Genomic DNA, 14080 nt, shown 5'->3' with positions numbered 1-14080 from the left:
GGCCGCCGAGGCCCGCACGCTCGGCTGCCGGGTCATCGCCACCGACCCGGTGTACGCCCGGCCCACCGACGAGATCGCCGCCCGCGCGCTGGCCGCCCGGACGGCCATGGCCGCCGCGATGGACGCCCGTCCCGAGCTCTACCCGCCCCGCCGCCACCGCCCGCCCGAGCGCTACCTGCGCAGCTGGGACCGGGCCCGCCGGCTCTTCGCGGCCGACCGCGCGGCCCACCCCGGGCAGTACGTCGCCGCCGCGCTTCCCCGGCTCCCGTTCGCGGACGGCACCTTCGCCCTCACCCTCAGCGGCTACCTGGTGTTCGCCTATCCCGCGCTCTTCGGGCCCGAGCGGCAGCTGGCCGCGCTGACCGAGCTGGTCCGGGTCACCGCGCCCACCGGCGAGGTCCGGGTCCATCCGCTGTTCGACGGCACGGGCCGCCGGGCCGGCCACCTCGACACCGTCCGGCACCGGCTCGGCGAGCGCCGGATCGCCAGCGAGATCCGGATCCTCCCCCCGGCCACCGAGGGCGGCCGCCCCCGCCGGATGCTCGTGCTGCGCCGGGCCGGCCGTCCGGAGCGGCGACCAGGTAATGGTTGAAATGCTATTTCATCCCTATACTCGGAGCCCGTGACCGAGATCCTGATCATGCCGGCCGCGGCCACGGACGCCGACCGGCTCACCGCCCTGATCCATGACTGCTCCGCCTACCGCGGGGCGTACGCGCAGATGATCGCCGAGTACCGGGTCACCCCCGAGTACCTCGCCCGGCACGAGGTCCACCTCGCCGTACGCGCCGCCGACGGCGACCTGCTCGGCTTCTACGCGCTGATCACCGAACCGGCCGAGCTCGACCTGATGTTCGTCGCCGACCGGGCCCAGGGCCTCGGCGTCGGCCGCCGGCTCATCGCCCACCTGCTCGACCGGGCCCGCGCCCTCGGCCTCGGCGGCGGCATCCGGGTGGTCTCCCACCCGCCGGCGGAGGCCTTCTACCTGCGGATGGGCGCCGAACGGGTCGGCACCTTCCCGGCCCGCCCGCCGATCGGCTGGGACCGGCCGGAACTCCGCTTCGCCCTCTGAGCCGCGTCGGGTCCCGCCAGGTCCTGCGGCCGGCTTCCGGGTCGGCCCGGCACCCGCCGTCTCAGGCCCGCGGTTCCCCGCGCCGCCAGCAGCGCGTGGTACTGCTCGAACCCGGAGCGCGGGTGCTCGATCGCCTCCAGCACGCTCGGCAGGTCGCCCAGCGCCGGATCGCCCTGCATCAGCGCCAGCGCCTGGACCCGGCGCCCCTCCGAGCCGTCCGCGAACAGCTCCCGCACCTGCGCGGCCGTCAGCGCCGAACGCCGGGCCGTCGACCGGACCTCCGCCACCAGCCCCTCCGACCCGCCCGCGGGGTCCGTCGGCAGCATCGACCCGGGCAGGTCGTCGGGCTTGCCGGTGCTGGTGCCCACCAGGCCCAGGTGCTGCATCGCCCGCATCCGCAGGTCGTCCGCGCCGACCCGGTCGCCCTTGCGGTCCCGGTCCTGCCCGGCCAGGAAGAGGTCCAGCGCCCGGTCCGCGTCCGAGAGCACCCGGGGCAGCGCCAGCCGGGTCAGCAGCCAGCCGGCCAGGAAGCCGAGCAGCACGAAGTAGAGGACGAGCGCGGCGGCGAACGGCGAGGCGTCCGCGCCCCCGCCGAGGACCGGGGCGAGGGTCGAGCCGAGCTGGTCGAGCCGCTCGCCGATCGAGCCGAGCTGGGTCAGGCCCACGCCCAGCAGCACCTTGGTGAGCCAGTCCGAGACCTGTTCGAGGTTGGTGTTGGGCACGTAGGAGCCGTGCGGTTCGGCGCCCGCCGCACCGGCGCGCACCCGGGGCACCCCGAACAGGAACCCCAGCGCCCCGCCGACCAGGGTCGCCGCGCAGGCCACCACGAGTCCACCGCCGAGCGCCTGCCACGGGTGCGGCCGCCCCAGCGAGAACAGCACCAGCCCCAGCAGGCCCACGCCCGGCAGTGCTCCGACCGCGGCCCGTCGAGCCGTCCGCACCGCCGCCGTACCGCCGGTCCGCCGTGTCGCCATCGCCCACACCCCCAGTGCCCGCACCCCGCCCCTGCGGAGCGCGCGCCGACTCTAGGCGCCGGCTCCGTGCCGGGGCCAGCCGACTCCTAGCGGGGATGCCCTCCGGGCGGTCGCGGAAACCCGCCCGGGAACGCAGACGGCCCGCGGGCTGCTCCTCGGTGCCGGACCCGCGAGGGGCCTGGCGCCGAGGCACCGTGGATGTACCGGTGAGCCCGCGGGCCGGGTGACTGCTGGGAATTTCGCCTGCCGGGGACCATGGGCCCCACCCTGCACAGGCAAGGGCGGCTCTAGCGAGCAGCCACCTCACACATCCTGATGGAACTCAACTCAGGATCACCTCCTTTCAGTGTGCCGCCACTTTAGGCAGCGCCCCGGAGGGAGGGCAACGGATTTATCGCCGCCGGATCAGGCGGCCTGCACCTTGTCCTTGAACAGCGAGTAGTCGATCACCTGGTCGGCCGGCGGGGCCTGGACGGTCAGCGCCTTGTCGATGTCGGTGAAGTCCATCTGGCCGCCGCCCTTGCCGCTCTTCTCGATCCGCAGCGGGTACGGCTTGCCCTCGGTGGCGACGTGCAGAGTGACCTCGCCGCCGGAGCTGTTCTTCGACTTGACGCTGAAGGTCTTCGCGCCGTTGACGGTGCCGGCTGAGCCCTTGGTGATGTTGGTGGCCTTGCTGTCGTCGCCGGCGCCGAAGGTCTTGGTGAGCTCCTTCAGGTTGCAGGCGGTGGTGAGCTCCTTCATGTCCGGGTCGTCCTGCGCGCCGCCGATCCAGCGGCCCTTGAGGAGTTCGACGACCTGGGGGTTCTTCCCCTCGGTGGCGCTGGTCAGGAACGCCGTGTCGGGCTTCAGGTAGACCTGCTTGCCGTCGCCGAGGAGCTCGAACTTGCCCGTGCCCGGCAGGCTCAGGGTGCCCTTGCACTGGCCCTTGGTGTCCACCGCCAGGTCGACGGCGACCTGGTCGCTGTCCTTGTTGACGGTGCCCACGACCTTGACCGAGGTGGCGCCGGCCAGGGCGTCCTTGGCCTGCTGCTGGATCTCCTCGGCGGTGAGCTTCTCGGTGTCCAGCCCCGGCGCGGCGGCGGCCTTGCCGGCAGCGGCCTTGTCGGCGGCGGCGGGCTTGTCGTTGTCGCCGCAGGCGGTCGCCCCGGCCACGAGCAGCAGGCCGATCGCGGTGGTGCTGGCAAGGCGCTTCGACAGCATGAGTGTGTGTCCTAACTCGGCGCGACGGTCCACATCCGAAGGAGTCGTCTTTTCCCTCAGTATGATCGTCGGCCCCGGCGGGTCGATCTTGCCCCTGGGTGCTGTTACCGCTCCGTGGCAGGACCGTGGCCCGGAGCGGACGCCCGCCGTCCGGACCGGACCGCCGCGGGCCGCCGCCCGGGCCGCCCGCGGTCAAGGGCTCGGGAACGCACCTGCCCCGGGGAACGACGAAGGCCCGGAGGACGAGTCCTCCGGGCCTTCGTTGNCTCCACCCCGCGTCGGTGAACACAACAATACGGGGAGATCGCCCGGATGGGAAATCCGTTCCTCACGGGCCCCCGGCCGGCCCCCCGAGCCACCCTCCGAGCCGGGCGGCGAAGCGCCGTCCGAGGCGGGCGGCGGTCCGCAGGCCGGCCCGGGCCCGCGGCGTCGGCGGCCCGGCCCGTCCGGGGTGCCGGGCGGCCCGGGACCGGGCCCAGGCGGAGAAGCAGACCAGCGCCGCGAAGCAGGGCACCATCAGCACCGCGTACACCAGCAGGAAGCCGTGGGTGCCGAGGTCGGCGGCGGCGTTCCAGGTCCCGTGCAGGGCCATCGACAGGACCAGCCCGGTCGGCGCCGCCAGCCGGGCCAGCCGGCGGCGCCCGGTGGTGAGGGTGACCGCCAGGCCGAGCCCGGTCAGCGCGGTGAACAGCGGATGGGCGAACGGCGAGAGCAGGCCGCGCAGGACGAAGGTCTGCACGGTGCTGTCGAAGTCCCGCAGGCTGGGCGCCTCGCCGAGGCCGATGCTGTCCAGCCGCTGCTGCTGGTCGTCGGTGAACGCCCGCCCCAGGTAGAGCGCGTTCTCGGTGAAGGCGAAGCCGCAGGCGGTGATCCCGCCGAGGACCACCCCGGCGGCCAGGGTGCGCGGCCGGGACCGGGCCCGCCGGTGACCGGTGGGCGGCGGCCGTCCGCCGGGGCCTGCGGCGGGTGCGGCCGACGGGTGCGGCAGCGGGCGCGGATAGGGGCGCAGCCGCAGCCGGCCGCGGGCGTGCGGTCCGGCGAGCCGGCGCTCGTACCCGCGCGGCCGGCCGGGCAGCGCAGCCGCCGGCCGATCGGCAGCAGCAGGACGAGCAGGGCGGCGCCCTTGGCGCTCTCCTCGATCACCGGGGTGACCAGGTCGGCGCCCAGTGCCTCGCCGAGGCTGCCCTGGTGGGTGCTCAGATAGGTGCTGGTCCAGCCGTTGGCGAGGATGGCCACGGTGGTGGCGGCGCAGGCGCCCCAGCCGAGGCAGAACACGGTGTGCCGCAGCGGTACCCGGGCGGTCTGGTTGAGCCAGGCGAGCCCGCCGAGCACGAAGGGCAGCGGGACCATCGCCAGCCCGAGGCCGACCAGCAGTCCGGCGGTACCGGTCTGGCGGCGGACCAGGTGGAGGATCAGCACCCCGCAGCCGGCCAGGGTCAGTACGGCCGTCGCGGTCACCGCGGAGAAGGCGGCCGGGCGCAGCGGGCGGCGGCCGCCGGGGGCCGGTCCGGGCGCCGTCGGGCCGTCCCGGCGCGTGCCGGGGTCCTGGGGGTCGGCGCGGCCCGGCCGGGGCACGAACCGCTGGGCCCGGCGCCTCCGCGGCCCCGGGATGGTCCGGGTGTCGGCGGTGGGCGTGGGCGTCTCTCGGTCGTCGGCGGCCCGCACGGTGATGTGGTACCCATCGCCGGACGGGGTGCTCACCCGGCACAGGGTAGGCCAAGCCGCCGGGCGGCCGGGCGGAGTCGGGGGGAACCGTCCGCCCCGGACGCGCCCGCCGGCGGCGTCGGGGCCCGTGCGGGCGCGCCGGGTCGAACGCCCGGCGCGGCGTCAGCGGCGGCGGAACAGCAGGTCGTGCACCACGTGGCCCTTGGCGATGCCGGCCCGTTCGAACTTGGTGACCGGGCGCCAGTCCGGTCGTGGCGCGTAACCCGGGACGGAGCCGTCCGGGTGGTCCGCCGGTTCGGTCCAGCCGGTGCCGTCACCCTCGGGGTGGAGGTTCTCCAGCTCCGGGGAGGCGGACAGCACGGCGAGCATCTGCTCGGCGTAGGGCTCCCAGTCGGTGGCGCAGTGCACCAGCGCGCCGGGTGCCAGCCGGGGGAGGACCAGGTCCAGGAAGGACGGCTGGACCAGCCGCCGCTTGTGGTGCTTCGGCTTGGGCCACGGGTCGGCGAAGTAGACCCGCAGACCGGCCAGCGAGGCGTCCTGGAGCATGTCGCGCAGCAGGATCACGGCGTCACCGGCGGCGGGGCGGACGTTGGTGCTGCCGTCGCGCTCCAGCATGCCGAGCAGGTTGCCGTGGCCGGGGGTGTGGACGTCGGCGGCCAGGATGCCCATGGCGGGGTCGGCGGCGGCCATCGCGGCGGTGGTCTCGCCCATGCCGAAGCCGATCTCCAGGGTGACCGGCAGGCCGTCGAAGAGCGTGGGCAGGTCGAGCGGGGTGCCGTCGATCGCGATGCCGTAGGTCTCCCAGCTCCGGTCCAGCGCGCCCGCCTGGGCGTTGGTCATCCGGCCCCGGCGCGGCTGGAAGCTGCGGATGCGCCGCTCGCTGTGCTGGGCCTCGGTGGCCTTGTGCGGGTACATCGGCGCCGGGTAGGCGGCGGGGGCCGCGGAGAGCCGGGCGGAGGGCGAGGGCTGGGGGATCGGGGCGGTGGCAGTCACAATCAACCGAGTCTACGGGGCCGCCGGGCGGGGGCCGGGGGCGCTGTGACGGGCCCCACGTCCGCCGCCGCGGCCGGCCGGGTCGGCCCTCACCGTCCGCGCGGGCCCGCCCGCGCAGGCCGTCCTCACCGTCCGCCCGCGTCCAGTGCGGCGAGCGCCCGGCGGGCCACCTCCCGGCCGATCGGCAGCGAGGCCGTCGCGGCCGGGGAGGGCGCGTTCAGCACGTGCACCAGGCGGCGGGTGGAGCGCGGGTCGTCGGGGTCGAAGCCGGCGAAGGCGAAGTCGTCCAGCAGCGAGCCGTCCCTGGCGACCGCCTGGGCGCGGACCCCGGCGGTGGCCCGGACCAGGTCGGCCGGGACGACGGCCGGCAGCAGCCGTTGGACGGCCGAGGTGAACGCCCGCTTGGACAGCGAGCGGTGCAGCTCGCCCACCTCGTAGCGCCAGTGCCGGCGGGCGATCCGCCAGGTGCCGGGGAAGGCCGCGGTGCCGGCCAGGTCGCGGGCGCGGACGGTGCGCCAGTCGTAGCCCTCGCGGGCCAGCGCGGGCACCGCGTTCGGGCCGACGTGCACGTCGCCGTGCACGCCCCGGGTCAGGTGGACGCCCAGGAACGGGAACGCCGGGTCGGGCACGGGGTAGACCAGTCCGCGGACCAGCTCCCGGCGCTCCTTGACCAGTTCGTAGTACTCGCCGCGGAAGGGCACGATCCGCAGGCCGGGGTCGTCGCCCGCCAGCCGGGCGATCCGGTCGCTGTGCAGGCCCGCGCAGTTCACCAGGACCTGGCAGCGGAGCTCCCCGGCCGAGGTCTGCACGGTGACGCCGTCGGCCCGTCGGGCGATCGCGCGCAGCTCGGTGCCGGTGCGGATCTCCGCCCCGGCCTCGCGGGCGAGGCGCGCGTAGGTGTCGGCGACGGCGGGGAAGTCGCAGATGCCGGTGCTCCCGATGTGCAGGCCGGCGACGCCGGTGACCTGCGGCTCGTACTCGGCGATGCCCCGGCGGTCCAGTTCGGTGACCGGGATGCCGTTGGCCCGGCCGCGTTCGGCCAGCGCGCGCAGCCGGTCGAGTTCGGCCGGCCCGGTGGCGACGATCAGCTTGCCGGTGACCTCGTGCGGGATGCCGTGGGTACGGCAGAACTCCACCATCTCGGCGGCACCGGCCACCGCGTACCTGGCCTTGAGCGAGCCCGGCCGGTAGTAGACGCCGCTGTGGATCACCCCGCTGTTGCGGCCGGTCTGGTGGGCGGCCAGGCCGGGTTCCTTCTCCAGCAGGGTGAGCCGGAGTCCGGGGCGGGCGCCGGTCAGCGCGTGGGCCGTGGCCAGCCCGACGATCCCGCCCCCCACCACCAGTACGTCGACGTCGTACCGCACGGCCCGCTCCTCGCCTCGTCCGACCGCCCCCGTCCGTCCGCGATGCTGCCACGACGGCGGGGGCCGGTCGAGGGGGCCCGGGGGCGTTTCGGCCGGGCGACGCCGGGGGCTCGCGGTGTCCGTCAGGGGTTCGCCCGGAGTCCGGCGGGGGTGCCGCCGGTCAGGCCGGGGCGACGATCACCGCGCGGGCGCGTTCGGTCAGGTCGCGGACCCGGCGCTCGCCCTGGAAGGGCTCCAGCCGGCGCAGCATCTCCACCACGTACTCGCGGCTGCGCTGGGAGGAGATCCGCCCGGCCACGTCGACGGCGCGCTCGCCGGCCGCGACCGCCGCGTCCAGGTTGCCCGCCTCGGCCTCGGCCATCGCGGAGACCACCAGCCGCAGGCCGTGCGAGCGCACGAACCCCTCGGTGGGGCGGGCCAGCGCCTCCCGGGTGAACTGGCGGACCTTGGAGGGCACCCCGAGGTCGCGGAAGCACTCGGCGGCGTCCGCGGCGAGCCGGTCGTAGGCGTAGAAGTCGATCCACGCCGGATCGGGATCCCCGGCGCGTGCCCGCTCCAGCGCGCTCTCCGCCGCCCCGAGCGCCGTCGCGCACGCCGCCGCGTTCCTGGCCTTGGCCTGGGCCCGGGCCTCGACCAGGTGGAAGAAGCTCATCGTCCGGGCGGTGGCCAGGCCCCGGTTGCGCTCCAGCGCGGCCTGGGCGAGGTCCACGGCCTCCTCGGCGAAGCCCCGGTAGCCGGCCTGCAGGCTCATCGAGGCCAGCACATAGCCCCCGAGCGGGACGTCCGCGGCGGCCCGGGCGAGCCGCAGGGCCTGGATGTAGTAGCGCTGGGCGGCCTCGTGCTGGCCGGTGTCGAAGGCCATCCACCCGGCCAGCCGGGTGAGTTCGGCCGTCGCGCCGAACAGCGCCCGGCCCACCGCGTCGCTGTACGAGGCGAGCAGCAGCGGCGCCGCCTCGACCCGCAGACACTCCGGCACCATCGACGAACGCCAGTCCCCGCCACCGTACTTGGAGTCCCAGCGACGGGCCTCCTGGGCGGCCTCGCGGAGTTTGGCGGCGTCCGAGTGGCCGACCCGGTACGAGCCCGACTCGGCCGGGGCGCGCGGCAGTTCACGTGCCACCGAGCCGTCGGCCGGGTTGATCAGCCAGCGCGAGACCGGGGTCGCGTAGGCGGCGACCGAGAAGGTGCCGGCCAGGCTGTCGCTCCAGCGGCCGCCGCCGGGACCGCGGCGCAGGTCGAGGTCGACCCGCCAGAGGTCGGTGGCGGACCGGACCGCGTCGGGGACCTCGCGCGGGAAGGCCAGGCCGAGTTCGGGCGCCGGGTCGGTGTCGCCGAGGCCGATCTCCTCCAGCGGCACGGGCCGGCCGAGCTTGCCGCCGATCGCGGTGGCGATCAGGTGCGGCACGGGGCCCTGCGGCACCATGCCCTTGCTGACCCAGCGGGCCACCGAGGTCTTGTCGTACCGGAGCGTCAACCCGCGCTGCGCGCCGAGGTCGTTGACCCGGCGGGCCAGACCCGCGTTGCTGATCTGCGCCAGGGTCAGGAGCGTGCCGAGCCGTTCGTTCGGTCCTCGTGGGCTGACGGTCATGGTGGCGGCGGCACCTCCTGCGGCCTTGTGCGCGGGGCCCGGGCGGCACCGGGCCGAAGCTGCTGTACCTAGAGTAGTCGGACGCGTTCCGAGGGTTAAGAGGCCGCATTCCGGATGGCGGGATCGCGCGCCCGGCGCCGGGCGGCGGGCGGGTCGCGAAGTTGGCCAGGACCGCCGGGATCCGGCCGCCCGGCGGTCTCCCGGCGGCGCGCCGGAGCGCCGTGCTCCGGTCCCGTGTCGATGTGCGCCCGGCCGTGCCCCCTGGCCCGACCGGCTGGTCGGCGATTCGCTGGTGGTCGTGGGTCGGCCCGCCGTCGAGGACCCGGCGGGCCGGGGGATGCCGCCGCCTTCATCCCCGCGGGCGGCGGCGACGTCCGGGAGGGCATGCGGATGCCCTCCCGGGCCGAGCGACGCCTTTCGGCCATCTCGCGATGGCCATGACAGGGCGACCCACGGGGCGGTCCGGGCCGGGGAGGGGAAGGCCCGGGCCGCTCCGGTGGAACGGCTCGTCCGGGTGTTCGAAACCCCGCACCGTCACCGCCGTACGCCTGGCCTGGTCCGGCGGACCCGCCCTACGGCAACAGCCCCGCCCGCGCACCGGAAACGACAACTCCGGTCACCGGACGCACAACCGGTGGCACCATGTCCTCTGACGGCGCGCCGGACGCGGGCTGCGGATCCGGACCCGCCGAGCGGTGCAGATCCTCGTCCGGTGGAGGCGCGATGCGGTGGCTGACGGGCTGGTGCACGGGCGCGCCCCGGCCGGGCGCACCGGCGCACGAGCCGCCCGGAGCCGTGGCCCCGATCGCCGCGCGCACCCTGTGGACCGGTCCCGACCCGCTCTGGGCGGTCGGCGACTGGCGGCCCGAGGAGATCCGTCTGGCCACCCTGCGGCCCGGGGCCGCCGCCGTGGTCACCACCGGAGCCACCGTGCCCGACCCCTTCGAGGCGAGCCCCGCCACCCTCCGGCTCGCCGTGCTCGGCCACTGCGGCGCCACCGACGCCGAACTCGCCGCCGGCCTGGCCGCCGCCCGCGGCGGCGCCGTCCGCCACCTCACCGGCTGGCCCGGCAGCTACACCGTGGTGCTGCGCAGCGGCACCCGTTCCACCGTGCTGCTCACCGACCTGGCCGGGGCCCGGCCGGTCTTCCACACCCCCTGGGGCGACGGCACCGCGTACGCCACGGCGGCCCTGCCGCTCGCCGACCTGGTCGGGGCACCGCTGGACACCGGCCACCTGGCCGCCCGGCTCGCCTGCCCCGAGGCGCCCGAGGCGCTCGGCACCGGCACCCCCTACCTCGGGGTGCGGCGGGTGCCGCCCGGGCACGCGCTCGCGGTCCGCGGCGGGCGGCCGTACCTCACGGGGTACGACGGGCCGGGCGCCGAGGGGGTGCCGGGGCGCGGCGAGGCGGCGGCGGTCCGGGAGTTGACCCGGGCGCTGCTGGAGTCGGTCCGGTTCCGGGTCCGCACCAGCCCGGCCGGTCCGGCCCCGCTGCCGGCCGGTCCGTCCGGGCGGGCCAGGCTCGGGGTCGACCTCTCCTACGGGACGGCCTCCGCCACCGTCGCGCTGCTCGCCGCCGCGGTGCCGCCCTCCGCCGGACCGGCTGGCCCGGTCGGACCGGTGGCGGCCTATCCGTCCGGGCCGTACCGGGCCGTCCCGGCGCAGACCGGACCGCCGCCCGAGGAGTCCGGCTCCGGGTCGGAAGCCACGCCCGGGTCCGGATCCGGGTCCGCCCCCGGGGCCGCCGGCCCGGCCCGGACCGGGGCGGTGAAGGGCTCCTGGGCCCGCGCCGCCGCCCGGCCGCGCACTGCTTCCGAACCCGTCGCCGCCGTCACCTTCGGCGAGACCACCGGGACCGGGACCGCCCCCGCCGTCCCGGTGCTCGCCCCGGACGTCCCGCGACTGCGCCGCACCGTGCTCGCCCCCGGCCCCGACACCCTCCCGTACGCGGACCTGCGCGCCGACCCGACCGCCGGGCCGCTCACCGACGAGCCCGGTCCCGAACTGGTCACCGCGGCCTGGGCCGAGGCCCGGTTCGGGGCGGGCGGCACCGACCACCTCACCGGCCACGGCGCCCGGCAGGTCCTGGACGGGCACCCGGCCCGGCTGGCCGACCTGGTCCGGGCCGGCCGCTCCCGCGAACTCCTCTCCCCGGTGGCCGCGCTGGCGGGCGCCGACCGGGCGGCCGCCGGCGTCCTGACCGGCGCGCTGCGGACCCCGCTCACCGTGCTGCGCGCCGCCCACCGGCTGGCCCGGATCCGCTACCCGGACGCGCTCGACGACGCCGCCGTGCGGCTGACCCTCCGCCGGACGCCCGACGGCGCCGGCACGGCCGGAGCGCGCTCGGCGGACGACCTCGCCTGGGTGGTCCCGGGGCCCGCCGCCCGCTGGCTGTCCGACGAGGCGCTCTCCGCGGTCGCACTGCGGCTGCGCCTGGCGGCGCGCGAACCGGCGCCCGGGGACAACCCCGGCGCGTACCGGGCCCGGCACGCCCTGCACCGGCACGCGCGCGGCTTCCGCACGCTGGTGCACGCCACCGAACAGCCGGGCCAGCGCCTGCACGCGCCCTTCCTCGACAACCAGGTGGTGCGGGCCGCCCGGCTGCTCCCGGACGAGGTCCGGCTCCAGCCCGGCGCCCGGCACGCGCTGCTGCACGCCGTGCTGGCCGGCGCCGGGCGCACCGACCTGCCGCCCGACTGGGGCCGCGGCCCGCGCCCCGACCGCGCCCTCGCCGTCCGGGCGGGCCTGCGGCTCGCCGCCGACGGCCTGGCCGAACTCTTCGACGCGCCGCTGCTCGCCGAGGCCGGGCTGATCGACCTCCCCGCCGTCCGGGCCGCGCTCGACCGCGCCGCCGACCCGGCGGCCCCGCTGTCGCCCGCCGCCCTGGCGGGCCTCGCCGACCTGGTCGCCACCGAGCTCTGGCTCCGCCGCGTCCGCGCCCGCCGCCACGGCGCCTGCTGGACCGGCCTCCCGCACCCCGTCCACCCCGCCCTGTCCCCGCCCCGTCTCTCCTGACCCCCGCGCGACCGCGCGACCCCGCTCCCGGCGCTCCCGGGGCTCCCGGCGCGGCTCGGGCACGGGGCGGCACCGGGCGGCGATCATGGCGAGCATCCCGTCCCCTTCCCCCGCCCGGAGGCCGCGGTGACCAGTGCCGGTCCCGACCCGTCCGTCCCCGTCGTGCTCTCGGTGCTCGGGCGGCTCCCGACGAACCGCCCGCCCGGGGTGCTCGCGGCCTGCGACGGCTCGGACGGCTCGCTCTGGGCCCTGGACCGGGCGATGACCGAGGCCGAGGCCCACGACCTGCCGCTGTACGTGCTCGCCGTCGTCAACCCGGCGCCCACCGGCTACCCGCCGGGGATGGCCGAACTGGTCCAGGAGAGCGTGGAGACCCTGGTCGAGTCGATGGCGGACGGCCTGCGCCGAGCGGTGGTCGCCGTCCAGCGGGCCCGCGCCCACCCCTGCACCGCCGAGATGTCCCTGCACGTGGTGCTCGGCAATGTGATCGAGGTCCTGCTCGCCTCCTCGGCCCGGCAGCACACCGTGGTGGCCGGCACCCGGGGCAACGGCGGCTTCGCCCGGCTCCTGCTGGGCTCGGTCAGCGGCGCCCTGGTCCACCACGCGGCCTGCCCGGTCCTGATCGTCCCCGCCCCTCCGGAGGCCTGAGCTAACGCCGGGAATGTCCCGAGATGGTTCATCGTTCATCCATCTCGGACCCCGTCCCCACCCCCTCTGGAGCCCCCGTCATGAAGGTCGAGATCTACTCCGACATCGCCTGCCCCTGGTGCTACATCGGCAAGCGCCGCTTCGAGCAGGCGCTCGACGGCTTCGCGGGCAAGGAGAACGTCGAGGTGGTCTACCGGCCGTACCAGCTGGTGCCGGACGCCCCGGCCACGGCCAGCCCGCACCGGGAGTGGCTGGCCGAGCGTTACGGACCGCAGTCCGTCGCGATGGACGCCCGGGTCGCCGAGCTGGGCCGGGCCGAGGGCATCGGCTACGACTTCGACGCCGCCCTGCACGCCAACACCTTCCTCGGGCACCGGCTGCTGCACCTCGCCGAGACCGAGTACGGCGCGGCCGCCCAGGGCCGGCTCAAGGAGGCCCTGCTCAAGGCGCACTTCAGCGACGGCGTGGACGTCGGCGACCGCACCGCGCTCACCGAGGTCGCTGTCGGCGCGGGCCTGGACCGCGACCGGGTGACGGCCTACCTGGCCGGCGAGGAGGGTGCCGCCGAGGTGCGCGCCCAGCTGGCCGAGGCCCGCGAGATCGGCATCACCGCCGTGCCGACCTTCGTGTTCGAGGGCAAGTGGGCCGTCCAGGGCGGCCAGGAGGCCGAGACCTTCCGCCAGGTGCTGGAGCAGGTCGCCACCGAGATCGGCGAGCGCCGGCCGGCCCCGGTGCAGGTCGCCCCGGCCGGCGAGGCGTGCGCGGACGGCTCCTGCGCCGTCTGACCCGGCGGCCTGCCCCGCACCGGGCGGACCACCGGCCCCGGGGCCCGCTTCAGACGCACCTGAAGCGGGCCTCGGCCCAGTCGGCGATGTTCAGCGCCGACCAGATGCCGTTCGCCGGCGACACCACCAGCCGGATCGAGGTCTGCCCGCCGAGCGGCACATGGACCGGCACCGCCGGGTCGCCCGCCCGCAAGGTACGCGAGCTCCACAGCGTCCGCCCGTTGCCACCCTGCACCGAGAAGACCACCCCGCCGACGGCGAGGGTCAGGTCGTCCATCCCGGCCACCGCGTCGAAGGACGTGCAGCTCCGGTTGAGGTCGATCACCGTGGCCGCGGGCGCGTGCACGCTGATGCCGTGCCGGTGCTCGGCGCCGGCGACCGAGACGCTCTCCCGCTGCCAGAACCAGTCGCTGCCGTTCTCCCGGATGCTCGGCCGCGGCGGCGGCACCCGGTTGTGCGACGACCTGACCACCGGCAGGTCGTCGGCCCAGAAGTCGGTCGGCACCGGCGGGGTCGGGACGGCCGTGGGCGGCTGGGTCGGCAGGCTCGGCGTCACGGTGGGCGTCGGCACCACCACCTCGGGCACGGGCGGCAGCGGCACCCGGGCGTCGGCACCGGCGGCGGGGTCGGCACCGGCACGGCCGGGACGGTCGCGGGCGGCGTCGGGGTGGGCGTCGGGGTCGGCGTGGGCTTCGGGGGCGCGGGCGTCGGCGAGGGGGCCGCCGTGGTCGCCGGCGGGCTGCTCGGCGCCGCCGGCACCGGCCTGGGCGCGGCGG

Annotated in this window: 12 protein-coding genes and 1 pseudogene; 5 read left to right on the top strand and 8 right to left on the bottom strand. The window is 76.7% G+C overall.

What is annotated here, in order from left to right:
* A partial coding sequence (locus VR45_RS42980) for a hypothetical protein (RefSeq protein ID WP_052709609.1) occupies positions 1-592 on the top strand: 592 nt, incomplete at its 5' end.
* A 30-nt stretch (positions 593-622) separates the two neighbouring features.
* Positions 623-1072 (top strand): GNAT family N-acetyltransferase, encoded by a 450-nt coding sequence (locus tag VR45_RS44815; protein WP_234326451.1) that lies wholly within the window; start codon positions 623-625, stop codon positions 1070-1072.
* On the opposite strand, the gene VR45_RS34745 is transcribed toward VR45_RS44815, so the two are convergent.
* The 7 genes and pseudogenes from VR45_RS34745 to VR45_RS34720 form a co-directional block, all read right to left on the bottom strand.
* Positions 982-2046 carry a hypothetical protein gene (locus VR45_RS34745; RefSeq protein ID WP_159394461.1) on the bottom strand — a complete coding sequence of 355 codons (1065 nt, stop codon included), beginning with the start codon at positions 2044-2046 and terminating at the stop codon, positions 982-984. The genes VR45_RS44815 and VR45_RS34745 overlap by 91 nt on opposite strands.
* Before the next feature lie 405 nt (positions 2047-2451).
* On the bottom strand, positions 2452-3246 hold the full coding sequence (locus VR45_RS34740; protein ID WP_052709608.1) for a hypothetical protein: 795 nt from the start codon (positions 3244-3246) through the stop codon (positions 2452-2454).
* 328 nt (positions 3247-3574) lie between these two features.
* Complete coding sequence (locus VR45_RS34735; RefSeq protein WP_052709607.1) at positions 3575-4132, bottom strand: PrsW family intramembrane metalloprotease; 558 nt, start codon at positions 4130-4132, stop codon at positions 3575-3577.
* A 215-nt stretch (positions 4133-4347) separates the two neighbouring features.
* Positions 4348-4596, bottom strand: a pseudogene (locus tag VR45_RS49440) (PrsW family glutamic-type intramembrane protease); the annotation flags it as partial.
* A gap of 477 nt (positions 4597-5073) precedes the next feature.
* Entirely contained in the window at positions 5074-5904 is an 831-nt protein-coding gene (gene trmB / locus VR45_RS34730) for a tRNA (guanosine(46)-N7)-methyltransferase TrmB (protein WP_045943897.1), read from the bottom strand.
* Between the two features lie 125 nt (positions 5905-6029).
* Positions 6030-7268: an L-2-hydroxyglutarate oxidase gene (gene lhgO / locus VR45_RS34725; RefSeq protein WP_045943896.1), complete on the bottom strand. Its 1239-nt coding sequence runs from the start codon at positions 7266-7268 to the stop codon at positions 6030-6032.
* A 160-nt stretch (positions 7269-7428) separates the two neighbouring features.
* Positions 7429-8856, bottom strand: coding sequence for a hypothetical protein (locus VR45_RS34720; protein ID WP_030398588.1), 1428 nt, complete (start codon positions 8854-8856; stop codon positions 7429-7431).
* A gap of 723 nt (positions 8857-9579) precedes the next feature.
* Here VR45_RS34720 and VR45_RS34715 point away from each other — a divergent pair.
* The 3 genes from VR45_RS34715 to VR45_RS34705 all read left to right on the top strand — a co-directional run bounded on the left by VR45_RS34715 (position 9580) and on the right by VR45_RS34705 (position 13304).
* Entirely contained in the window at positions 9580-11871 is a 2292-nt protein-coding gene (locus VR45_RS34715; RefSeq protein ID WP_045943895.1) for an asparagine synthase-related protein, read from the top strand.
* Between the two features lie 126 nt (positions 11872-11997).
* Complete coding sequence (locus VR45_RS34710) at positions 11998-12519, top strand: universal stress protein (RefSeq protein WP_052709605.1); 522 nt, start codon at positions 11998-12000, stop codon at positions 12517-12519.
* Positions 12520-12599: 80 nt separating this feature from the next.
* Positions 12600-13304, top strand: a complete 705-nt coding sequence (locus VR45_RS34705; RefSeq protein WP_045943894.1) for a DsbA family oxidoreductase — start codon at positions 12600-12602, stop codon at positions 13302-13304.
* Between the two features lie 49 nt (positions 13305-13353).
* Here the strand turns inward: VR45_RS34705 and VR45_RS34700 are convergent.
* On the bottom strand, positions 13354-14080 hold a 727-nt coding region (locus tag VR45_RS34700; protein WP_199926059.1), incomplete at its 5' end, for an NPCBM/NEW2 domain-containing protein.

The sequence above is a fragment of the Streptomyces sp. NRRL S-495 genome (assembly GCF_000966955.1).
Lineage (GTDB): Bacteria > Actinomycetota > Actinomycetes > Streptomycetales > Streptomycetaceae > Kitasatospora > Kitasatospora purpeofusca.
Note: the sequence above shows the minus strand (reverse complement) of the source record. Positions and strands in the feature narration are given on the sequence as shown.